Here is a 22,306-nt window from a genome sequence, read left to right on the forward strand (position 1 = left end):
GCAACATGTGGGGTGCAACCATTTCCGGCCACGGCCGGGTCGCGCCGGGCATGTCGGGCGGCCCGGCCGGAGCGCCCGCCGAGCGGCGCCACGCCGAGGACTCGGCCGAGCGGCCCCGCGGCGCCGGACGGCCACGCCGCCGCGGGGACCCTGACAAAGCGCTACCCGGCTTCCCGCTCCAGGACGCGCCGGGCCGCCTCGGCCTCCGCAGCCGGCGGGGACAGCTCGTCCAGGGTGTCGAGTTCGTCGTCCGCCTCGAGTTCCCGTTCCCAGGCCGCCGCGAGCCGCTCCTGCTCCTCGCGCGGCCCGGCGCCGACCGCCTCCCGGTGCTCCGGGTCCAGTGCCGCCAGGAATCGTTCGACCGGGTCCGTCGGCATGCCGCGCTCCTTGTCGCCGGGAAGGTTCACTCAGCGGGACTGGTCGAGTCGAGGTGGGCGAACACCACCACGTTCGACTCGTAGTCCTGGGCGGTGCGGTTGTAGCTGCCGCCGCAGGTGATCAGACGCAGTTCCGGGTCCGAGGTGTCGGCGTAGACCTCGTCGTTGGGGAAGTCCGCCTTGCTGAAGGTGTCCACGGTGTCGATCTTGAAGCTCGCGACGACGCCGTCCGACCGCGTGATGTCGATGAGGCTGCCGGGCTCCAGCGTCGACAGGTTGGCGAAGACCGCTGGGCCGGTCTTCGTGTCCACGTGGCCCACGACGATCGCCGCGCCGCGCTCACCGGGCGACACCCCGCCCTGGAACCAGCCGACCAGATTGGTGTCGTCGGCCGGCGGTGCGTCGAGCTGACCGGAGGCGCCGATCGACAGGTTGGTGAACGGCGCGTCCACGCCGATGTCCGGGATCGAGATCCGCTTCGGCTGCGACCGCGGCAGTTCCTCGCCGTCGGGGCTCGCGGAGGTCTTCGGGTGCGGGGCCGCCGAGACGGCCGTCTTGGGGCGGGCCGGATACGGCAGGCTCGCCTGTGTGGTGCCGAGTGAGTTGTGGATCAGCACGAGACCCAGTCCGACCGCCGCCGCGGGCCACAGCAGCCGACGTCGGTGAGGACCCCTGTGCCTGGTCCCGGACTGCTCGTTCTGGGACGGCTGCTGCACGGACATGCTCGGTGCCTTTCATGAACCGGTGGTGGTGAGGAGGCTGCGGGCCGGCGGACACTCTGTCGCCTCGGCCCCTGCCACGCTCCGGGCGTGTCGCCCGGAGCGCGCGGGGCTACCGAACCCGCGACAGCGGAGCGTGGCCGACCGGAATCCGGTCAGGCGACAGAGCCGTCCGCGGCACGCCGGCGACGCAGCATGTAGGCGCCGACGCCCAGACCGCCGAGCACCAGCGCGGCGCCCGCGCCCATGCCGTTCGCGTTCTGCGCGAGGCCACCGCCGCCGGCGTGGACGCCGCCGCGAGGCTTGTCCTTGCCGTGGCCGCCCTCGTCGCCGCCGCGGTCACCGCCACGACCGCCCTCGTCGCCGCCGCGGTCGCCGCCGCGCCCGCCTTCGTCGCCGCCGCGGCCGCCCTTGTCGCCGCCGTGGTCGTCGCCGCCGCGGTCGCCCTTGCCGTGGCCGCCTTCGTCGCCGCCGCGGCCGCCTTCGTCGGAGCCGTGGTCGTCGCCGCCGTTGTCGCCGGTGGTGGCCATGGCGAGGAAGCCGCCGCCGGCGTGGACGCCGCCGCGAGGCTTGTCCTTGCCGTGGCCGCCCTCGTCGCCGCCGCGGTCGCCGCCGCGGTCGCCGCCGCGCCCGCCTTCGTCGCCCTTGCCGGAGCCGCCTTCGTCGCCGCCGCGGTCGCCCTTGCCGTGGCCGCCTTCGTCGGAGCCGTGGTCGTCGCCGCCGTTGTCGCCGGTGGTGGCCATGGCGAGGAAGCCGCCGCCGGCGTGGACGCCGCCGCGAGGCTTGTCCTTGCCGTGGCCGCCCTCGTCGCCGCCGCGGTCACCGCCACGACCGCCCTCGTCGCCGCCGCGGCCGCCCTTGCCCGAACCGCCTTCGTCGCCGCCACGGCCGCCCTTGTCGCCGCCGTGGCCGCCTTCGTCGCCGCCGCGGTCCGAGCCGTGGTCGTCGCCGTTGTCGCCGGAGTCACCCTTGGCCGTGACACCGGCCGTGTGGGAGACGGCGCCGGAGAGGGTGGCCGCGGTCATGGCACCCGCTCCCGGAGCGGAGAGGGCCACGGCGGTGGCGACCGCAGCAGAGGTGAACAGGGTACGAGTGATACGCATGGGTGTTCCCTTCGCCATTCGTGAGTCATCACGACTCCCGCTCTTCGGGATCACAGTCGTGACGTGATCACCTTGTGCGGGCTGGCGTCGGCGCACCACTTGAGAGCCGCATTCGGAGCACGCGACGGCATCCGACGGCCTTTTCCTGCTCCACCAGGGGGACACCGGGCCACTCTTCGTGAAGCACCTGCCAAGGGAGCCGACCCGCGACGCGACACACCCGGCCGCCCACACCCCGTCAGGCTCACACCCGCCTGTCATGATCATGAGCTGAAACCCTCGCATCCACACACCCGGGTGACGACGAGAAACCCGGCGCGCGGACGAACCGTCGGATTCGGCGCCGGCCCACAGGACGAGCCCTCAGGTGGCTCCCGGGCGCGGGGGCACGTAGCCCGACGGCGAGCGAGCACCGGCCGTACGGGACGAAGGCCGCCCACACGCCACGGCCCGGGCGTTCGTATACCGCCGACCAACGGCGCTGCCCGCACGCCGGGTTCGGCGAGACCGCCGCCCACCTCACGCCGCCGGCCATCCCACACACCGCCGGACCGACCGGAGGCGAAACACGTGGCCGACGGGGCGCCGGCCACCTGCCCGGCCTTCGCCGGCCGGCCCGCACACCCGGCCCGCACCGGCCGGACAGTGCGCGCCCCCCCGGCGGCGCGGTGGCGACCACCCTGGTCCACCTCGGCGCGCTCTCCTCCGGACCCGTCGCGGCACACGCCGTCCCACCCCGACGGAGCGCATCCGGACCCGCCCCTCCCGCCACGGATCACCACGCCACCGCCCACCGGAGACAGGGCGAGAGGAAAGCCCCGGGCCGCGGCGGACAACTCCCCTACACGCGGCCCCGATCGGCCCGTACGCGTAGACTGACCGGCATGGCATGCCGCATCAGTGAGCTGGTCCTCGACTGCGCCGATCCGGAACGGCTCGCGGTGTTCTGGTGCGAGGTGCTCGGGTATGTCGAAGTGGGCCGCGAGGACGACGGAAGCATCGAGATCGGCCCGCCCGGCGTCGGCTTCGGCGGCCCGCAGCCCACCCTGATCCTCAGCCCCGGCGAGCACCCCCGGGCCGGGAAACTGCCCCTGCACCTCGACGTCAACGCCACCGACCGCGACCAGGACGCCGAGCTGGAGCGACTGCTCGCCCTGGGCGCCCGGCCCGCCGACGTCGGGCAGAGCGGAACCGAGGACTGGCACGTCCTGGCAGATCCCGAGGGCAACGAGTTCTGCCTCCTGCGCACCCGCCTGCGTCCCGTGTGACCTCGCGCGCACCGACGCCGCGAGCCTCTCCGCCGACCCCTGTCAAGGGCCCGAAGTCCCTGGTCAGGCGGGACGTCGGGGCAGATGCCCCCGATGCCGTACTGACCGGCGTTTCCACGGGTGGATCACCCCTGCGCCAGGCGCGGCCACCCGTCACCGACGCCGAGGGGACGCCGACGATGAGCTTCGACGAGCTGATCGGCCACCTCTACCGGGCACTCTTCGCCCGGCACCCCTCGCCGCGCTCACTCTTCCCGGCCTCGATGGAGTTCCAACGAGCGCATCTCGCACGGGCGTTGCGGTACCTGATCGAGCACCTGGACCAGCCCGACGCCATCGTCGAGACCTTCACCCGGCTCGGCCGCGACCACCGCGGACTCGGGCTGCTCCCGGCACAGTACGCGGCGTTCGAGACGGCGCTGAGCGAGGCGCTGCGGGTGCAGGCGGGCCCGCGCTGGACCGCGGAACTGGGGCAGGCGTGGCTGCGCATGCTGCGCTTCGGCGTCACGGCCCCGGTGCGGGGCGCGGAGGCGGCGCCGCGCGAACCGCCCTTCTGGCGGGCCACGGTGACCTCCCACCGGCTGCTCGCACCGGACCTCACGCTCCTTCGTCTCCGCCGGCACGAGACCTTCCGCCACCGGGCCGGTCAGTACGTCGCACGGGAGTCGCCGCGACTGCCGCGCACCTGGCGCCCGTACGATCCGGCCGGCGCGCCCGGCACGCGGGGGGACATCGAGTTCCACGTCCGCCGCACCGGACCCGGGGGAGTCAGCGACGCCCTGGTGAGCGGTACGGCGGCCGGGGACGAGGTGCGCGTCGGCCCGCCGCGGGGAAACCTGGCGCTGGACGACGCGGCGGACGGCGAACTGCGGCTGGTGGCCTGGGACACCGGCTGGGCCGCGATGAAGGCGCTCCTCCAGGAACTGGACCACCGCCTCCGGTCGGCCCCGCGGCACCAGGCGCGCCCGGTACGGCGCCACCTCGGCGCCGAGACGCCCGCCGACCTCTACGACACCGACCACCTCACCGAACTGGAACGCCGCCACCCGTGGCTCACCGTGGTGCCGGTCGTGGACACCTCGCCCGAGCGCGCCCGCGACCGGACGGCCGAGGCCCTGACCCGGGGCCCGGCCCCGGCGGCCGGACGGACCCTGATGGCCGGACCACCGGCCGTCGTGCACGCCCTGGCGGCCGCCCTCGTCCACGCCGGGCTGCCGCCCGAACACCTGCGCCACGACCTGCCGCCCACCGGCCCAGGACCCGCGCGCGGCGGCCCGGGTCTCCCCGTCTAGCCGCGCGTCACGGTGACCGAGATCCGGCCGCCCGCGGCGGCCAGCACCCGTGCCCGGCCCGCCGCCTCGCGCCGCACGGTCGCCCTGCCGCCGACCGAGATCCGCCACCGCCCGGGCGGCAGGGACAGCTCGGTGGTGCGGGAACCGCGCCGCGCCGCGGTGTACGTCAGCCGGTACACGCCGCGCGCGGCGTCGTACGACGCGGAGCGCACCGTACCCGCCACCGCCTCGGCGTACGGCTCGGCGGTCAGCTCCTTGTTGGGGCGCAAGGCGCCGGTGTCGTCGAGGGCGCAGTACCCGCCGCCGCGGCACCACACGTAGCCCGCCCAGCCCGAGCTGTAGCGGCCGAGCGAGGCCATCGCCTCCCGGTAGAAGCGGTTCATGTTCGGCAGGCCGCTGTTGAGCGGTCCCCACTCGCCGACCACCACCGGCACCCCGTACTCCTTCGGGTACCGGGTGACGGCCGCCTCGTACGCCGGGATCCAGCCGGCCGCGGGATCGTAGTCCGCGCCCGCCTCCATGGCCGTGTTGTAGAAGTGCGGCGCGTACACCACCTTCGGGTCGTCGATCCGTCCGAGCCCGGTCGGCACGCCCTCGCCCACGATCGGGGTGGGTTCGACGAACAGCCACGCGTGCGGGTCGGCCGAACGGACCGCGTCGGCGAGGCGGTTGTACATCGGAGTGAGCTGGTCGCGCTCGATCCGGCGGGCCGCCGTCGCCAGGTCCTCGTCCCCGCGCACCTCTCCCATCGGCTCGTTGATCAGGTCGTAGCCGAGGACGGCCGGGTGGCGGGCGAAGCGGGCGGCGAGCACCTGCCAGGCCCGCGCCTGGGCGCGGCGCAGGTCCGCGTCCTCGTACAGGTGGGTGAAGGCGCGCTGGACGGCCGGCTCGAAGTACTCGGCGAACCAGTCGTCCGGGTGTGCCGTGAAGGGCAGCGAGTCGGTCCGGGTCGCCCACGCGGGGACGCCGCGGTGGCCGAACGCGGGTCCGAACACGTCCTGGTGCATGTCGATGACGACCCGCACGTCGTAGCGCGCGGCCCAGTCGAGGACGCGCCCGATGCGCCGCAGGTACTCCTGGCTGTACCGGCCGGGCCGCGGCTCCAGGTCGTCCCAGAAGACCAGCAGCCGCGCGAAGTCGAAGCCCTTGGCCCGCAGATCCCTGAAGTCGCGCTCGGTGACGGCGGTCAGCGCCTGGTCGCCGCGGTGCGCCTTGTCCTCGACGTTCCAGCCGCGCAGCGTCAGGGTGCGCCCGTCCCGGTCGGTGAGGCGGGGGATCCGCTGCCCGGCCGGGCGGGCGGTGGCGGTCGCGGGGGAGTCCCGGCCGGCCGGGCGGGCGTGCGGGGCAGCGGGGGCGAGCAGCGCGGCGACGACCGCGCCTGCCGTCAAGGTGGTTCGCAGCACGAGGGACCTCCGGCTCGTCGGTGTGCACGGTGCCGCGCATCCCATCAGCCGCCGGGGCGTGCCTTCAAGACGTCGTGCGGCACATCCTGCGGCAGTTCTCGCCGGAGGTATTCCCAAAACCCCTACCGACCAGTAAGAACCGTGGGTAACCCGATACGACCAGGAGGTGCCCATGAGACGCTCCCGGTACAGACTCAGGTGGACGCTCGCCACCGTGGCCGCGTCCGCCGCCCTGCTCGGCACACCCGCGGCAGCCGCCCCCGCGGCGGCGGCGGGCCCGGACACCGCCGCGCCGGTGTCCGCCACCTTGCTCCCGCCCGACCTCGAGAGCATCCGGGCCGCCGAGGCCACCGCGCTCTACGGCGACGCGGCGGTGCGTCCGCTCGCCGACCGCAAGACCGCGCTGATCTCGCTCGGCGACAGCGAGATCTCGGGGGAGGGCGTCGGCTCCTACGAGGCGCCGACCAACGGCCCCGCCAACTGGTGCCACCGCTCCGGCGACGCCGCCATCCACCGCACCGGGATCCCCGCGGACCTCACCTACAACGTGGCCTGCTCCGGCGCCTACACCGGCAACATCCGCATCGGCGGCGCCAAGCAGTACGCCGACGAGCTGGTGCAGAGCGACAGCCTGGCCGTCAAGGCGCGCAACACCCGCATCAAGATGGTGCTGTTGGTGGCCGGCGCCAACGACGACCTCCAGTTCGGTCCCGTCATGACCGACTGCGTCGAGCGCTACCTGCTCTCCCAGGGCCCCTGCGAGTCCAAGTACGCACCCGGCTGGCAGGCCCGCGTCGACGCCCTGGTCCCCAAGGTCGAACAGACCGTGCGCGATCTCAAGACCGTGATGCGCGACGCCGGTTACGCCGACGGGGACTACAAACTCGTCGTCATGAGCTACCCGAGCCCCATCGGGCCGGACTTCCGCGACAACCCGAACTTCCCCGGCAAGCTCGCCTGCGGCGGCCTCGGCTACGACTCGGACACCGCCTGGGGACGCAACGTGGCGGTGCCCGCCTTCGAACGGGGCATCCGCGAGGCCGCGGCCGACGCCGGGGCGCTCTACCTCGACGACTCGCGCCTGTTCAACGGCCACGAGGTGTGCACGGAGGACACCTGGGCGCGCGGCCTCTACATCGACCTGTCCAAGCCCGGCCTGCCCGACGAGAACTCCGTACGCCAGTCCTTCCACCCCAACGCCCGCGGCCACGCGGCCTTCGCGACCTGCCTGACCCGCTTCTACGACTCAGGGCTGCGCGAGGGCGCGTGCGCGGACGTCAACTCCTCCGGCACCCCCACGCTCTTCCCGCAGGCCTGGGACGACGCTTACCGGCCGGTGCGCAACCAGGCCACCGGCGACTGCGTCGACGTCGACTCCTCGCAGAGCGCCAACGGCACCGCGGTGCTCGGCTGGACCTGTGGCGGCACCCGCAACCAGGACTGGTGGTACGACGCCGCCCGGCAGACCCTCCACACCGGACTGACCCAGGACCGGTGCCTGGACGTGCCGGGCGCCAAATATCAGGCCGGCGCCGCGCTGATCATCTGGAACTGCTCCGGCGCGGCGAACCAGAAGTTCCTCCGCGACGGCGGCACGGTCCGGCCGGCCGCAGCGACCGGGCTCTGCCTGACCCAGACCGCCGTCCGCCAGCCGCTGCGCCTGCAGAACTGCGACGGCTCGGCGAGCCAGCGCTTCACCTCGTGACACGGGTCCGCGGGCGGGACCGGTGACCGCGGCCGGTCCCGCCCGCGGACCGCGCGCGGCGCGGGCCCGCGCGCCGGGCGGCACACCTGAGAGCGGCGGACGCCGCCCGGTCCTGAGCGCGACGTCAGGAACCCGGCGGGCCGGCTCCGGTCGCTACCGGCGCCCGCCGAACACCCAGTCGTGCACCTCGATGTCGGCGTACCGGCCCGGCGTCAGCACGGCGCGTGCGCTCTCCGCGTCCGGCGCCCGCAGCAGCGCCGCCGTGCCCAGCCAGGCCGCGCCGTCGTCGGACAGCAGCGGCCCGTACGCGATCAGCTCGTCCCGGCCGGGCGGCACCTCCAGGTCGGCGGCCGGGCCCGCGCCCAGGCCGAGCACCAGGTAGCGGCGGCCGCCGTCGCGGCCGCCGGGAAACTCCCACATGGTGCGCCCCAGCGTGTTGCGCCACCGCCGCAGCAGCACGTCACGGTAGACCCCCGCCTGGTAGTTCGGCTCGTCGAAGGCGAACGCGCGGGCGGCCGCGGGACCGGGCAGGTCGACGATGTGCACGCTGCCGGTGAGCGTGTCGCCGTCGTCGGCAAACGTCGGGCCCCGGGCGATCAACTCCTTCGCGAACCGGTCCATGTAGCACCAGTGCTCTTCCGTCAACTCCTCGCGCAGCGCCAGGGAGCCGGACCGGTCACGGTGGTAGCAGAGGAACTCCATGCTCGAAGGATCTCTCCGCGACGGCGACCGGGTCGAGCGGGTTTCCCCGACGGGCTCGCGCGGCGCGGCTAGTTCATCCGTCCCAGCACCTCCCGCACCCGCCGTACGTCCCGCAGCCGCCGTTCGTACGTCGCGCCGACGGCGAGCAGCAGCAGTCCGGCCAGCGCGGGGAGCACCCAGTGGGGCAGGGCGTCGGCGACCCGCACCAGGTAGGGGGCCCACGCGTGCAGCGCGTCCAGCACGAGCACCGCGCCGCCCAGCAGCAGCGGCGCCCGCAGCCGGTGCCGGGCGCCCACCAGGGTCACCAGCAGCGCCGCCACGCCCAGCAGCCACGGCCGGACGGCGTGCGCGTCGGCCCAGGCGGCCGCGAGGCTCGGCAGCAGCGTGACGGTGAGACCGGGCCCGTACGCCACCCACGACGACGCCCGCGGATCGCGGCGCCGGCGCAGCGCACCCAGCACGAGCGCCGGGACGGACACCGGCACCGTGTACGCCTCCGGCGCCGTGACGCCCCAGGCCGCCAGCCGCACCCAGGCGGCCAGGGCGAACAGCGCGGTGGCCGCGTGGGCGGCGGGACGGCGGTCGGCGCGCACGGCCGTCCCGGCGGCGAGCACCGCGGCCAGGGACAGCACCAGGGCCAGCATCGCCGGATCGCCGGCCGCCAGCCCGATCGCCAGGAGGACGGCGGCCGCACCCGCGGCCTCGACCGCCACCGTCGTGCGCGCGTCGGGGATCCGCGCGGCGAGCAGCGCCGCCACCGCCGGGACCACCAGTACGAGCAGCGCGGTGTGCTGCGCGCTCCAGCCCGCCGCCGCGCCCACCGCGCAGGCCAGCGCGGCGCCGTACCCGAACGCGGCCGGCGCCGTCAGCGCCGACGTGCGCCGCGTGACCGAAGCCGCCGCGAACAGCGCCGCGAGGACGGTGAGCACCCCCAGCGTCGCGGACCGCGCCGGCAGCGCGAGCAGCGCGAGCGAGACGGACGTGACGAGGGCGAGCACCGACACGGCCGGGCCGGCGCCGTCCGTCACCCGCCACCGCGCCGCCACCGCGAGCAGCGCCGCCGTCAACAGCGCCTCCACGACGAGTGCCACCGGGTAGGGCGCGGCCAGCACCGCCGGGGCCACCAGCAGCGCGGACCATCCGAGGACCAGCGCACCCACCAGGGCCCTGGGCCGCCACGCCGAATCGCGCACCACGACCGCGAGGACGACGGCGACGGCCGCCAGCACCAGCGGCGTCGCCGCCGGCTGCGGCGGCCACGGCGCGCCGACCGTCACGGCCTCCCGGGCACCGGCCGGCGCGCCCGACCAGACCCGGGGCGCCCAGCCGCCCGGCCCCAGCAGCACCACCGCGAGCACGGGCAGCGCCCACAGCACCGCCAGGCCCTGCACGGCGGCCGAGGCCAGGACGAGACCGCGCCGCACCGGCTCCGGCACCCGCCCGGTCCGTACCACCGCCAACAGTGCGATGCCCAGGGCGAGATGGACGGGTACCGTCCAAGAGGCCGGCAGCGTCGGACGGACGGTCCCGCCGAGCGCGGTGACGACCAGCAGACCGGCCGCGACGGACAACCCGACGGCGTGCCCCGCGGCACGCTCCCGCCGGACCGCCGCCAGCGCGACACCGGCCGCGAACAGCAGCAGCGCCGCCGCACCCGCCCCGGCGCCCGGACCACCGGCCGTCCACGACAGCCAGGCCGCTCCCAGCACGCCCCACGCCCCCATGCCGTACGCGCCCACCGCGGCGCCGATCCGCGGCACCGCGGCCGGGGCGCGCAGCGCCACCGCCGTGTCGCACGCCGCCGTCAAGAGCAGCGCGACGGTGATCCCGTAACGCCCCGCGTCGGCCGCCACCGCCGCCAGCAGCAGCGGCAGTTGGGCGGCGGCCAGCGCGGCCGGGAGCGGCAGCCGCAGCGCCGCGGTGCGCGGCAGCAGCCCGTAACCCGCCCAGCCGGCCGCCAGCACCGCCGACGCCGCGGCCGCGTACGCCGTGCCGTCCACCCCGGTGAGGGCGACCGCGTGCAGCGCGTAGGCGTCGAGCACGGTGAGCGCCAGCGCGAGCCCGGCCACCGCCTCGGCCGTCGAGCGCAGGCCGCGCCCCAGCAGCGGCAGCGGAGCGGCCAGGGCGGCCGCCGTCACCGCGCCCAGCACCAGCGAGCGTCCGGCGATCCCCAGGTGTCCCCAGCTGACCAGGGTGAAGGCGACCGCCGCGATGGTCAGCAGCAGGCCGCCCAGGAGCAGCAGCGTGTTCTGCACGCGCGGCGCGGTGGTCTCGGGGCGGGGCGAGGCGGGCGTGGCGGGGGGCGGTACGGGACCGGGTCGCGTGGGCGTGGGCGCGGGCAGTCGGGCTACCAGCCAGGCCCGGCGCGCCCGCAACTGCGCGCGGCGGGCGTCCAGTCGCCACAGCTCGGCGTCGATGAGCCGCAGCTCCTCGGCCGGTGACGGAACGTGTGTCATGGTTCGCAGTCTGGGCCGCGCCACGTCGTACGGCATGAGCGCGCGTACTCAGCGAGTACTCAGGTAGCCGGATACCGCGCCACCTGTCGTTCGGTGTTCACTCGACGGTGACGTGGGTCGCGTATCGATAACGGGTCTGGACCCTTGTGCACCAGGCGCCCGGCGTCCCCGCCGGGCGCCGAGACCGGAAGGACCCTCCCGTGCAACGCAGAGCCCTGTTCGCCACGACGGCCGGCGCCGTCGCCCTTGGAGCGCTCGCCCCCGCATCCGCCGAAGCCCGCACACAGCGCGGCGACGGCCCGCTGACCGCCTTCAACGTCATCAGCGACATCCAGGGCGACCTCGGCGACCTGGCCACCGCGCTCAAGGACATGCACGCCACCAACCCGCACAGCTCGGGACTCGCCGTGGCCGGGGACATCACCCCGCGCGGCTACGACGCCGAGTACGCCGAAGTGCGCCGGGTCCTGGCCCGCAACCCGCACCCGCGCGACATCGCCTGGGCCATCGGCAACCATGAGTTCTACGTGCCGAAGTGGGCCGACCCCGACACCCTGGCCCAGGCCACCTGGCCCAACGGCACCACCGAGGACTCGCTGTTCCGCAGCTTCCACCGGTTCGCGGAACGCGGCAGGGTGTACGCGGAGACGACGTTCGGCGGCATCCCCGTCCTCACCATCGGAACCGAGCGCTACATGCACTACCACGACCCGAAGCTGTGGGACGAGGTGTGGCTGAGCGAGGCGCAGTTCCAGTGGCTGGCGGACCGGCTGGACCATTGGGCGCGCCGGCGCCGGCCCGTCATGGTGATCACCCACCACCCGCTGCCCGACACGGTCTCGGGCACCCGCAACAAGCTGTACCTGAGCGACTACCTCCAGGCCGACCGCCTGCTCGGTCTCCTCGGCCGCCACCGTGACGTGTTCCTCTTCAGCGGGCACACCCACTGGGACCTGGGACTGTCCGACTGGTACGTGCGCCGCGTAGTGCCCGGCACGGCCAATCTCGACGGCTTCTCGGTCGTCAACACCGGTGCCGTGCAGACCGGTTTCACGGACAACGGACAGGGCGGCGAGAACGCGGTCGACGGCGTCTTCAACCAGGGTCTCCAGGTCGAGGTGCACCGCGACCGCGTGGTCCTCAAGGCGCGCGACTTCGCCACCGGCACGTGGCTCAAGCAGGTCACGGTGCCGCTGGCCACCCGCATCTGAGCGAAGTCCGCACCCGTCGCGGCACCGGAGCGTCCCCGCTCCGGTGCCGCCGCGCGCGGCCGGTGCGCGCCCGCGCGGGATCAGGCCGGGTACACCCGCCCGGCGAACCGCCGCGCGAATCCGTCCCCGGTGTTCGCCGTGACGGTCACGTCGTACCGGCCGGCGGCCGTGCGCAGGGTGCCCGTCCAGCTGCCGCCCGCCGCCACGGTGACCGTCTGCGCGGCGCCCCCGGAGGCGCCCTGCGCCGTGTTGGCGCCGACGGTGAAGACGGCGGACGCGCCACCGGCGTTGGTGAGCTGGACGGTGAGGGTGGCGCCGTCGCCGTTGTCGGTGACCTGGGCCTCCGGGTGGGCCTTGGCGGCGTCGCTCCAGGTGCGCACGTCGCCCTGGAAGCCGCGCACATACCCGTCGGGTCCCATGAGGTCGACGTCGTAGAGGCCGCCGCCGTAGGTCTGGGCGCTGAAGTAGTCGGAGACCGAGCCGCCGGGCGCACATGTGTAACGCCACTGCTGGAACGTGCGGTGGTTGACGGTGTACGCCGCGAAGCCGCCGCCCAGGCGGCCCTTGCCGGTGGTCTTGAACCAGATCCGGCCGGTGGCGGCGTCGGTCCAGGAAGTGGTGTCGAAGCGGTAGCCGAGCGGGAGCGCCGGACGGTCGCCGGTCTCCTGGGGCGGCAGGGTGGAACTGGCGGGGGCCGTGGCGTCGGGCAGCGAGTCCTGCGCGTTCGCCTTGGCGACCAGCGCCTTGGTGTCGGGGAGGGTCCCGGGGAAGACCGACGGGGTGGCCGCGAAGGCGAAGGCGGAGGTGAGGTCGCCGCAGACGGTGCGCCGCCAGGCGGAGACGTTCGTCTCCCTCACCCCGGTCCACGCCTCGACGAACCGCAGCACCGAACCGTGGTCGAAGGTCTCGGAGCAGACCTTGCCGCCGGTGCTCCAGGGCGAGATGACGGTCATGGGGACGCGCGGCCCCAGGCCGATGGGCTTGCCGCCGATGAACTCGTCCGCGGTGCCGGACGGCGCGACGGGCGGCACCACGTGGTCGAAGAAGCCGTCGTTCTCGTCGAAGTTGAGGAAGACCACCGTCTTGGCCCACACGTCCGGGTGCGCGGCGAGCGCGGCGAGGATCCCGGCGGAGTAGTCGGCGCCGTAGGCCGGCGGGTAGGACGGGTGCTCGGACTTGGCGGCGGGGGCGACGACCCAGGAGACCTGCGGGAGCTTGCCGGCGGCGACGTCGGCGGTGAACGCGGCGATGGAGTCGGTGGTCTTGAGCATCCCGCGCTGGTACAGCGAGGAGGAGGTGGCGGCGCTCTTGAACCGGGTGAACCAGGCGAGGGGGTTGTCGTCGTAGTTGTCCGTCTCCTGGTACACCCGCCACGCCACGCCGGCCGCCTCCAGGCGCTCGGGGTAGGTCGTCCAGGTGTAGCCCTTCTCGCTGTTGTCGGTGACGGGGCCGCCGGCGGTGCCGTTGGGGTCGACCCAACCCGACCACTGGTAGAGGCGGTTGGGATTGGTCGGCCCCTGGACCGAGCAGAAGTACTGGTCGCACAGGGTGAAGGCGTCGGCGAGCGCGAACTGCCAGGGGATGTCGGCGCGGGTGTAGTAGCCCATCGACTTCGCGGTCTTCGCCGGGATCCAGTTGTTGTACAGGCCGTTGTTCCACGCGCTGTGCGTGCCGGACCAGGAGTGGTCGAGGTCGCTCACCCGCTGCGCGTCGGTGGTGGCGGTGTCCAGGTGCCAGGGCTGGAGCACGGAGCCGCCGGCGGGTCCCGAGGTCTTCTGCTGGAAGACGTGGGCGTTGGCGGGGAAGCGCAGCCGGGAGGTGTCGGCGAAGCCGCGGACGCCTCTGAGCGTGCCGAAGTAGTGGTCGAAGGAGCGGTTCTCCTGCATGAGGATGACGACGTGTTCGACGGAGTCGAGGGTGCCGCCCGCGGCGGCCGCGCTCGCCTCGCGCAGAACGGCGGGCAGCGCGTCCAGACCCACGGCGGCGCCGAGGGCGCCGGCGGATCCGAGGAATGTACGGCGGTTGATGGGTGACACGACGACCTCCGGTCGGGGCGGGGGATGCGTGGTCACCTTCGGGGCAGGCGGTGACGCCGGTCCCCGGCCGCGATGACGGGCTCGTGAACATCACCCGTCGTCCGCCCGGAAAGTACGGTCAACCAGGCGAAGATGAAGAAGACTTGGCACGCCCATGACCCGGTGGCGGCACGGCGCCCACCCCGGGGGCGGGACGCGCCGCGGCCCGGACGGCCCGGTCCTCGCGGGTGAGGAGCGCCTCAGATCCGCGCGTCGGCAGGTCGCTCCGGGAGCGCCCCCGCGCACGGCCCGGTGTCCGGCAGATGGGTCTTCGCCCACTGCGCCAGTTCCCTGAGGGCGGGCTCCAGGGCGGACCCGGCCTCGGTCAGCCGGTAGGAGACGCGCAGCGGAGGCCCCTCGTCGACCTCGCGCAGGACCAGACCGGCGGCGCCGAGTTCGGTGAGCCGGTCGGAGAGCATGCGCTCGCTGATGCCGGGGATCGCCCGGCGCAGATCGGTGAAGTGCGCGGGCCGGCCCACCAGTACGGCCACGATCGGGCCGCTCCACCGCTTGCCGAGCAGCTGGAAGACCCGGGTGATGCCGTCGTCCACCTGCGTGCACGCCGCGCTGTCGTGATTCCGCTCCGCCGCCGCCATGGGAGCAGGGTACTACCCCAACGTAGAGCGGTGAAAAAAAGTAAGTCCCTATGTTAAATATAGTCGAGTACGATTCTTCAGCGGCTCGTCTCCCCGGCGGGCTGCCCGTCCTCATTTCTGGAGACAGACATGGCCACCCTGCTGCACATCGACTCCTCCGTGTTCCCGGGCGAGGCATCGGCCTCGCGCGCCGTCACCGAGGTGTTCCGCACGCACTGGCAGAAGCGGCACCCCGACGGCACCGTCGTCTACCACGACCTCGCGGCGCGGCCCGTTCCCCACATCACCGCCGAGTCGCACACCGCCGGCTTCGCCGACCCGGCCTCGCACACCCCCGGGCAGGCCGCCGCCTTCGCCGAGCGGGTACGCCTCATCGAGGAGCTGGAGCAGGCCGACGCGGTGCTGATCGGCGCCCCGATGTACAACTACTCGATCCCCTCGACCCTCAAGGCCTGGCTCGACAACGTGATCCTCATGGGCCGCACCGCCGGCGAGAGCCCGTCCGCCCAGGGCACCCCGGTGACCGTCGTGGCCAGCCGGGGCGGCTCCTACGCGCCGGGCACCCCGCGCGAGTCGTTCGAGTACGTGCAGAACTACCTCGCGGCCGTCCTCGGCGGCGGTCTCGGTCTGGACGTGGACTTCATCGTCCCGGAGCTGACCATGGCCCCGCACAACCCGGCGATGGCCGAACTGGTCCCGCTGTTCGAGGCATCCCGCGACCGCGCCCTGGAGGAGGCCGCCAGGAAGGCCGAGCGGCTCGCGGAGCGCTCCGCGGCCTGATCCCGCACCCGCACCCGGCCCCGCACCCGACACCGGCCCTACGGCTCGCGGTACTCCTGCTCCGGCCGCCCCGCCACCCCGTAGCGCAGCCGCATCCGGAGCGCGCCGCGGCCGACCATGTCGGCCAGGTAGCGCTGCGCGGTGGCGCGGGAGACGCCGATCATCGCGGCGACCTCACCGGCGGACAGCGGACCGGCGGCCTCCCGGAGCGCGCCGAGCACCAGCTCCCGGGTCACGGTGTGTGCGGCGGTGGCGGCCCGGCGGCCGCCGTCGCCGGCCCCGCGCAGGGCGGCGAGCGCGTCGTCCAGGGCCCGCTGGTCCAGGGTGTCCGCGTCGGTCAGCTGCCGGTAGCGCACATAGCCGCGCAGCCGCCGCCCCAGCGCGTCCGGCGGGAACGGTTTGATCAGATACGCGAGCGCGCCCGCCGCCAGCGCCGTACGCACCGTGCGCCCCTCGGACGCCGCACTGAGCACGAACGCGTCGCAGGGCAGCGCGCGCAGCAGCTCCAGGCCCGGCCCGTCCGGCAGGTACAGGTCCACCAGCGCGAGATCGACCGGCGCCTCGTCCTGTTCCAGGAAGCGCAGCGCCGCACCGGCCGAGTGGGCCGTGCCGGCGACCACGCAACCCGGCGTCTCCGCCACCACGTCGCCGTGCAGGGCGGCGACCCGGAAGTCGTCGTCGACGACCAGGACGGACAGCGGCCGCCGCGGATCGGCGGACGCGGGGCTGGTGGTCACGTGGCGCGCTCCGGAGGGACGTCGGTATGGGTGGGGGCGTCGGCACCGGTGGGGGCATCGGTACGGACGGGGGAGGAGCTACGGCCGGACCCGCCCCCGCCGCCGGGTCGCGGGACCGGGACGCCCGCGCGCCTCGTACCGGACCCGGCCTGCCGCCCGGAAGGCGCCGTGCCGGGCCCGTCCGGCGGCCGGTGGCCGTCCTCGCCGGCCGGCCGCCGGTGGCCGTCCTCGTCGTCCGGCGCTCGCCGACCGTCCTCGTCGTCCGGGTCGGGAACGGTCTCGTCGTCGGCCAGTACCCCGGGCAGACGGGCCACGAAGACGGCCCCGCCGGCCACCCGGTCGTCCGGCTCGCCGGCGGCGCCGGCGGCCGCCGCGCCGGGACGGCCCGCCGCCGTGCCGCACGCCGGGGAATCGTGAGGCGCGCCCGGTTCCGTGAGCCGGAGGTCGCCGCCGCGGGCGCGGGCGACCTGGCGGGCGAGGGGGAGCCCGACGCCGCGCCCGACCAGGGCGTCGGAGCCCGCCTCCTTGGTGGAGACCCCCTCGTCGAACAGGTCCGTCAGCCGCGCCGGGGCCACACCGTCGCCGCTGTCGGCCACCGTGATCAGCAACTCGTCGCCCACACCGATGAGTTCGACCTCCACCCGGCGCGGCGTACGCCGTCCCGACCACGCCGCGTCGACGGCGTTGTCCACCAGGTTGCCGAGCACCGTGGTCACGTCGACGGGCGAGGTGACCGTCCGACGCACCCAGGTGCCCCCGCCCAGCACCAGCGTCACCCCGCGCTCCCGCGCCGCCGCCGTCTTGGCGGACAGGAAGGCGCGCAGCGAGGAGTCCCGCAGGGCCTCGGCATCGAAGTCCGGCAGGGTCTCACCCAGCGGGCCCGCACCGAGCAGGGCCTGAAGATAGCCGGTCGCCTCGGCCGGCTGCCCGGAGCGCAGCAGTCCGAAGAGCACGTGCAGGCGGTTGCGAACTCGTGCCGCTGCGCGCGCAGCGCACCGCTCATGGTGCGCACCGCGTTGAGCTGCCGGGTCAGCGACTCCACCGCCGTACGGTCCCGGACCGTGAGCAGCGTGCCGAGCCGCCGTCCCTCGCGCCGCACGGTCCGCGCCGACACCACCAGCACGCGCTCCTGGACGACGGCCATCACCGCCCGCCCCGCGGCCGGCGTCCGCAGCACCGAACGCACCCGCGGGGTCAGACCCAGCTCCGCGACGGGCGTCCCGGCGGCCGCCGTCACCCCCGGCCGCCGCACGGTGGCCGCCGCGGTACGGCGCGACGCACACGTATCTCGCGTCCGGGAGCCCCGCCCGCCGGGCCGGCGGCCTGCTGCATTGGCAGCACCGAGGTCACCGGGGCGGGGGAACGGACCACCTGCCGCCGGGCCGGACACCCGGCCGGGAGTGATGATCACCCAGCGGGGACGCGACGTCTCCGTGCCATCACCCCACCGGCAGGAGGACCCACCGATGAACCCGACCGCGAAGCACCTTCTCGGCGTCGCCGCGGCGATCACCATAGCCGCGCCGGCCCTGCTCGGCACCGCCGCTTCCCCCGCCGTCGCCGCCGCGGGCGCCCACTGCGACCGCGCCCAGCAGGACATGTGGGACAACGGCCCCAGCCGCAACGTGACCGCCCTCCGCTGCGACATCCCGTCCCACCGGAATCGCTGGTACACCGTCGAGATCGACACCCTCGTGCAGACCCGCTACAAGGGCGACACCCTGGACGGAGGAGTGGACCGGACCAGGACCCTGCACGACAGGACCATCAGATGCCTCGGTTACACCTCCGACCCCCACAAAGGCACGGTCAACTGGTTCGGCTGCCCGCCCTTCTGACGCCCCGAGGAACACCTTCCCGGCCCGACGCCCCCGTGACCGTGACCGGCCACGGGGCGCCCGCTGTCGGTGCGAGGTGTGAGACCGCCCTCCCGCGCGTCCGCCGTCCTGCCCGGCATGACGACAGGCCACGCTGCACGCGAGCCCCGTCGTGCGCGTCGCGCGCGCTCCTTGACGAGCGGGGCCCTCGACTCGTCCGGCCACCGGCGTCGAGGAGGAGCAGACGCGCCTGCTCGAACAGGGCCGGTCCCTCCTGCGTCACCGTCGGCCCCCGGCCCGACTTCGGTGCGAGTCGCCTGAGTTGTTCAGCGGAGAGCGCGTAGACGGCCCGGCCGATGCCGGAGCGGAGGACGCCGCCGGCGCACCTGCCGTACGGCCGTCAGCCGGTGCGCAGCGCGCCGTCCACGGGCCGCGAGGCGCCGCTCCAACTTTTTCCGGGGCGGTTCGCGGCGTCGGCACATGCCAGTGGCAACCCCATTCCACACCTGCGCGGGCGCGTTCGGGCACACCCGGGCACACCTTCGGCGCGCGCCGGGCGACACATGTCCGCCGGCGCGTCCGCCGGAGCGAGCGGAATCGCCCTTCCGGAAAGCGTGTGTGCCGAGGTCGTCGACACCTGGCCGAAACCGCCGTGACATTCGCCGGTTTGACATACGAGTCGCGGGGCACACGCCGGGGCGGTGATGCGGGTGGGGTGTGCAATCGGCCACATGTCCGCCAGGATCGCCACGGAGTGACGCCGGTACATCGGGTGCATACTCTGCGTTTAACTTCAGGGGGTTGCTTACGAATGACGCACAGTGAAGACTGTGGCCGAGTTGCGACGGAGCAAGGGTGTATCGGGGGTGCGCTTCATGCGAGCGTGGAATGGCGCGGATCGACCCGCGCGTTTCCGCACGCGGGGCACCCGGACCCGGTCCTCCGTTCACGAGCCGGGGGGAACCCGCGCGGTCGCCGCGCGGGAGGTGGCGTCGAGGGGAAGTGCCATGCCGGACCGCTGTGCCGTACGACAGTGCCCGACCGGGGGTCTTGGCCGGTCGCGGAGCCGTAGCGCGTCGTACCTGATGTGTTGAGACACGACACACCCCGCCGCTGAACGCCGGATGGCGTCCGGGCGCCGCGCGCGCCGCCGACCGCCCCGCACCGGTTCCCACGACGGCGCAGCCGTGCCCGAGTTCCCCGCCGGCCGACGACGATCCCGCCTGCCCGGTCGCCGTACCCACGTGTTACCAAGGAGTAAAGGTGATAAGCAACAGAGTGTCGGGTGAACCCCATCTCCTGGAGGCGTTACCCGACCGCTGGCGGGACTTACACAAGGCCGGACCGGTGCGGTTCGACGAGACGCAGGGTGTGTGGCAGGTACTCGACCACGAGACCGTCGCCACGGTGCTCGGCGATCCGGCGACCTTCTCCTCGGACCTCTCCGCCCTGGCCCCCGCCCAGCCCGACTTCGACGCCCTGCGCCAGGGCAACTTCGTCGCCATGGACCCGCCCAAGCACCGCAAGTACCGCACCCTGGTCAGCCAGGCGTTCACCCCCCGCGTCGTCCAGGGGCTCGGCCCCCGCATCGAGGCCGTCTGCGAGCGGCTGCTCGACGCCGTCGGCGACCGTGACCGTTTCGACCTCGTCGACGCGCTCGCCTACCCGCTTCCCATCATCGTCATCGCCGAACTGCTCGGCATCCCGGCCGAGGAGCACCGCCTCTTCCAGGACTGGGCCGCCGTCCTGTTCGGCGGCGACCAGCTCGGCGAGACGCCCGACATGGACGACCTGGAACGGGCGCTGGAGGCCATCGCCCCCACGGTCCGCGCCATGAACAGCTACATGCTGGACCACATCCGCAGCCGCAGGGCCGACCCCGGCGACGACCTCACCAGCCGCCTCATCGCCGCGGAGGTGGACGGCGTCCGCCTCACCGACGAGGAGATGGTCGGCTTCGTCGCCCTGCTGCTGGTCGCCGGACACATCACCACCACCGCCCTGCTCGGCAACGCCACCGTCATGTTCGACCGACACCCCGGCACGGCCGACGCGCTGCGCGCCGACCCCTCCCGGCTGCCGCAGGCCATCGAGGAGGTGCTGCGCTGGCTGCCCCCCTTCCCCGAACTCGGGCGCCGCGTCGCCCGCCCCGTGGTCCTGCACGGCAGTGAACTGCCCGTCGACAGCCTGGTGATGGCACACCTGGGCGCCGCCAACCGGGACCCCGCCCGCTTCGCCGCGCCCGACACGTTCGACGTCGGCCGCAACCCCAACCCGCACCTCACCTTCGGCCAGGGCATCCACTTCTGTTTCGGCGCGCCGCTGGCCCGCCTGGAAGCACGTATCGCCCTGCGGCTGCTGAACGAACGGTTCCGCACGCTGGCGGTGCCCTCCTACGAGGACGTCACCTTCCAGAACCCGGCCGTCATCGTGGGCGTACGGCATCTGCCCGTCCAGGTCAGCAGGACGTAGCGCCGCCCCTCCGGCGAGCCGCACACACACCGGCCGGCACCCTCACCGCTCGATCGGGCCCGCCGTCACACCCGCACATGAGACCCATCCAACGGGAGTCCCCTTCTCATGCCGTACACCGTCCCCGTCACCACGACCGCCTCCTGGGCCCCGTCCCCGTTACACCGGGAACTCCAGGACCGCCTCGACGCACTCGCCCGCACCCATCACGTGCCCGGCGCCCAACTCGCCCTGGACACGGGCACGGACGTGCTCGTGCTGCACACCGGCACGGCCGACACCGCGACCGGCGCGCCGTTCACCGCCGACACGGCCGTACCGCTCGGATCGCTCACCAAGCCCTACACCGCGGCGCTCGTCATGCTCCTCGTCGACGACGGCGACCTCGACCTGGACGAACCCGCCGCCGAACACCTGCCCGAGCTGCGGCAGATGCCCCAGGTGACGGTACGCCACCTGCTCAGCCACACCGGCGGACTGCCCACCGGTCCCGACTCCGACACCGCGGCCGCGACCACCACCGCCCGCTACCTCGCCGCCGTCTGCACCGCCCGCGACGCGCTGTTCACCCCCGGCACGGACTTCTCCTACTCCAACGCCGGATACGTCGCCGCGGGCCGGCTCGTCGAGGAGGTGACCGGCATGCCGTGGCACGAGGCCGTCCGCGCCCTGCTCCTCGAACCCCTCGGCGCCCGCCCCGCCTTCATCGGCGACAGCGTGCCCGGCCGGCCGGCCGCCGCCGGACACGCCGTCAACACCGCCACCGGCCTGGCCCGCCCGGCCCGCCAGAACCTGGCTCCGCTGGAGGCCCCGGCCGGCGCGCTGCTGGCCTCCGCCCAGGACCTGGTCGCGTTCGGCAACGCCCTGGCCGGCCGCACCGACGTCCTGCCGCCCGCCGTCGCCAAGGAGATGCGCCGCGCCGACCCCGCGGCCCGACCCGCCGGACTCGCCGACGGCTGGGCGCCCGGACTGGCCCTGTTCCGGCAGGACGACCGCGTGTGGTGCGGCCACGACGGCAACGCCCAGGGCACCTCCTGCCACCTGCGCGTCGACCCCGAGAACGGCGTGGTGGTCGCCTTCACCGGGAACTCCGGCGGCGCCACCGCCCTGTGGCGCGACCTCGCCGACGACCTCGCCGCCCTCACCGGCGTCCGCGTGCCCGCCGTCGCCCGCCCGGTCCACCGCGGCCGCCCCGTCGCCGTGCCCGACTGCACCGGCGCCTACCGCAACGGCGCCGCCCACTACCGCGTGGCGCCCGGCCCGGACGGCTCACCGGCCCTGTCCATAGACGGCGACCTCGCCCTGCCCCTGGTCTGCTACGCCGATCTGACCTGCGATCTCGTCGACCCGGCCAGCGGCCGCCTGGAACCCGGCGGACGCTTCCACCGCGACCCCGCCACCGGCACGATCGACCGGATACAGATATCCGGACGCACCGCGCGCCGCACCGACGACGGCTGATCCCACGGCACCACGGCCCACGGCATCAAGGCCCACGGCCCACGGCGCGACGGCCCATACGCACGCCCGCCCGGCGCCGCGGCCGGGCCCGGCGCGCCTCTGACCGGGTGCCGCCGACACCGGCCGGCCGAC

The 22,306-nt window shown here is 74.4% G+C and carries 18 protein-coding genes; 8 read left to right on the forward strand and 10 right to left on the reverse strand.

Features of this window, described 5'->3' with window-relative positions:
* Nucleotides 1–161 precede the first annotated feature (161 nt).
* From ABEB07_RS13450 to ABEB07_RS13460, 3 genes are all read right to left on the reverse strand, one after another.
* Entirely contained in the window at nt 162–377 is a 216-nt protein-coding gene (locus ABEB07_RS13450; RefSeq protein ID WP_164584461.1) for a hypothetical protein, read from the reverse strand.
* A 26-nt stretch (nt 378–403) separates the two neighbouring features.
* A complete protein-coding gene (locus ABEB07_RS13455; RefSeq protein ID WP_176151645.1) occupies nt 404–1,099 on the reverse strand; it encodes a class F sortase in 696 nt (231 codons plus the stop codon).
* A gap of 152 nt (nt 1,100–1,251) precedes the next feature.
* A complete protein-coding gene (locus ABEB07_RS13460; protein WP_345668529.1) occupies nt 1,252–2,199 on the reverse strand; it encodes a hypothetical protein in 948 nt (315 codons plus the stop codon).
* An 884-nt stretch (nt 2,200–3,083) separates the two neighbouring features.
* Here ABEB07_RS13460 and ABEB07_RS13465 point away from each other — a divergent pair.
* Both ABEB07_RS13465 and ABEB07_RS13470 read left to right on the forward strand, forming a co-directional pair.
* Nucleotides 3,084–3,467, forward strand: coding sequence for a VOC family protein (locus ABEB07_RS13465; RefSeq protein WP_164584464.1), 384 nt, complete (start codon nt 3,084–3,086; stop codon nt 3,465–3,467).
* A gap of 179 nt (nt 3,468–3,646) precedes the next feature.
* Entirely contained in the window at nt 3,647–4,759 is a 1,113-nt protein-coding gene (locus tag ABEB07_RS13470) for a globin domain-containing protein (RefSeq protein ID WP_345668531.1), read from the forward strand.
* Here ABEB07_RS13470 and ABEB07_RS13475 read toward each other — a convergent pair.
* Nucleotides 4,756–6,162, reverse strand: coding sequence for a cellulase family glycosylhydrolase (locus ABEB07_RS13475; RefSeq protein ID WP_345668532.1), 1,407 nt, complete (start codon nt 6,160–6,162; stop codon nt 4,756–4,758). The genes ABEB07_RS13470 and ABEB07_RS13475 overlap by 4 nt on opposite strands.
* Before the next feature lie 172 nt (nt 6,163–6,334).
* On the opposite strand from ABEB07_RS13475, the gene ABEB07_RS13480 reads away from it, so the two are divergent.
* Nucleotides 6,335–7,867, forward strand: coding sequence for a ricin-type beta-trefoil lectin domain protein (locus tag ABEB07_RS13480; RefSeq protein WP_345668533.1), 1,533 nt, complete (start codon nt 6,335–6,337; stop codon nt 7,865–7,867).
* Nucleotides 7,868–8,020: 153 nt separating this feature from the next.
* Here ABEB07_RS13480 and ABEB07_RS13485 read toward each other — a convergent pair whose 3' ends face one another.
* Together ABEB07_RS13485 and ABEB07_RS13490 are read right to left on the reverse strand one after the other, a co-directional pair.
* Nucleotides 8,021–8,569 carry a YciI family protein gene (locus tag ABEB07_RS13485; protein WP_345668534.1) on the reverse strand — a complete coding sequence of 183 codons (549 nt, stop codon included), beginning with the start codon at nt 8,567–8,569 and terminating at the stop codon, nt 8,021–8,023.
* A gap of 68 nt (nt 8,570–8,637) precedes the next feature.
* Nucleotides 8,638–11,025: an SCO7613 C-terminal domain-containing membrane protein gene (locus ABEB07_RS13490; RefSeq protein WP_345668535.1), complete on the reverse strand. Its 2,388-nt coding sequence runs from the start codon at nt 11,023–11,025 to the stop codon at nt 8,638–8,640.
* A gap of 200 nt (nt 11,026–11,225) precedes the next feature.
* On the opposite strand from ABEB07_RS13490, the gene ABEB07_RS13495 reads away from it, so the two are divergent.
* Entirely contained in the window at nt 11,226–12,236 is a 1,011-nt protein-coding gene (locus tag ABEB07_RS13495; RefSeq protein WP_345668536.1) for a metallophosphoesterase family protein, read from the forward strand.
* Between the two features lie 80 nt (nt 12,237–12,316).
* Here ABEB07_RS13495 and ABEB07_RS13500 read toward each other — a convergent pair whose 3' ends face one another.
* Nucleotides 12,317–14,272: a phosphocholine-specific phospholipase C gene (locus tag ABEB07_RS13500; protein WP_345668537.1), complete on the reverse strand. Its 1,956-nt coding sequence runs from the start codon at nt 14,270–14,272 to the stop codon at nt 12,317–12,319.
* Nucleotides 14,273–14,511: 239 nt separating this feature from the next.
* Nucleotides 14,512–14,907: a winged helix-turn-helix transcriptional regulator gene (locus ABEB07_RS13505; RefSeq protein ID WP_164585077.1), complete on the reverse strand. Its 396-nt coding sequence runs from the start codon at nt 14,905–14,907 to the stop codon at nt 14,512–14,514.
* A gap of 129 nt (nt 14,908–15,036) precedes the next feature.
* Between ABEB07_RS13505 and ABEB07_RS13510 the strand changes: the two genes are divergently transcribed.
* Nucleotides 15,037–15,687 (forward strand): FMN-dependent NADH-azoreductase, encoded by a 651-nt coding sequence (locus ABEB07_RS13510; protein WP_176151654.1) that lies wholly within the window; start codon nt 15,037–15,039, stop codon nt 15,685–15,687.
* Nucleotides 15,688–15,725: 38 nt separating this feature from the next.
* Here the strand turns inward: ABEB07_RS13510 and ABEB07_RS13515 are convergent, their stop codons facing one another.
* Complete coding sequence (locus ABEB07_RS13515) at nt 15,726–16,424, reverse strand: response regulator transcription factor (RefSeq protein WP_345668538.1); 699 nt, start codon at nt 16,422–16,424, stop codon at nt 15,726–15,728.
* Nucleotides 16,421–17,377: a sensor histidine kinase gene (locus ABEB07_RS13520; RefSeq protein WP_345668539.1), complete on the reverse strand. Its 957-nt coding sequence runs from the start codon at nt 17,375–17,377 to the stop codon at nt 16,421–16,423. The genes ABEB07_RS13515 and ABEB07_RS13520 overlap by 4 nt, the downstream gene beginning before the upstream one ends.
* Before the next feature lie 513 nt (nt 17,378–17,890).
* On the opposite strand from ABEB07_RS13520, the gene ABEB07_RS13525 reads away from it, so the two are divergent.
* The 3 genes from ABEB07_RS13525 to ABEB07_RS13535 all read left to right on the forward strand — a co-directional run bounded on the left by ABEB07_RS13525 (nt 17,891) and on the right by ABEB07_RS13535 (nt 22,174).
* Entirely contained in the window at nt 17,891–18,262 is a 372-nt protein-coding gene (locus tag ABEB07_RS13525; protein WP_176151656.1) for a hypothetical protein, read from the forward strand.
* A 1,242-nt stretch (nt 18,263–19,504) separates the two neighbouring features.
* Entirely contained in the window at nt 19,505–20,713 is a 1,209-nt protein-coding gene (locus ABEB07_RS13530; RefSeq protein WP_345668540.1) for a cytochrome P450, read from the forward strand.
* Between the two features lie 108 nt (nt 20,714–20,821).
* Nucleotides 20,822–22,174, forward strand: coding sequence for a serine hydrolase domain-containing protein (locus ABEB07_RS13535; RefSeq protein WP_345668541.1), 1,353 nt, complete (start codon nt 20,822–20,824; stop codon nt 22,172–22,174).
* Nucleotides 22,175–22,306: the final 132 nt, after the last annotated feature.

The sequence above is a fragment of the Streptomyces similanensis genome, from assembly GCF_039543625.1.
Taxonomy (GTDB): Bacteria; Actinomycetota; Actinomycetes; order Streptomycetales; family Streptomycetaceae; genus Streptomyces; species Streptomyces similanensis.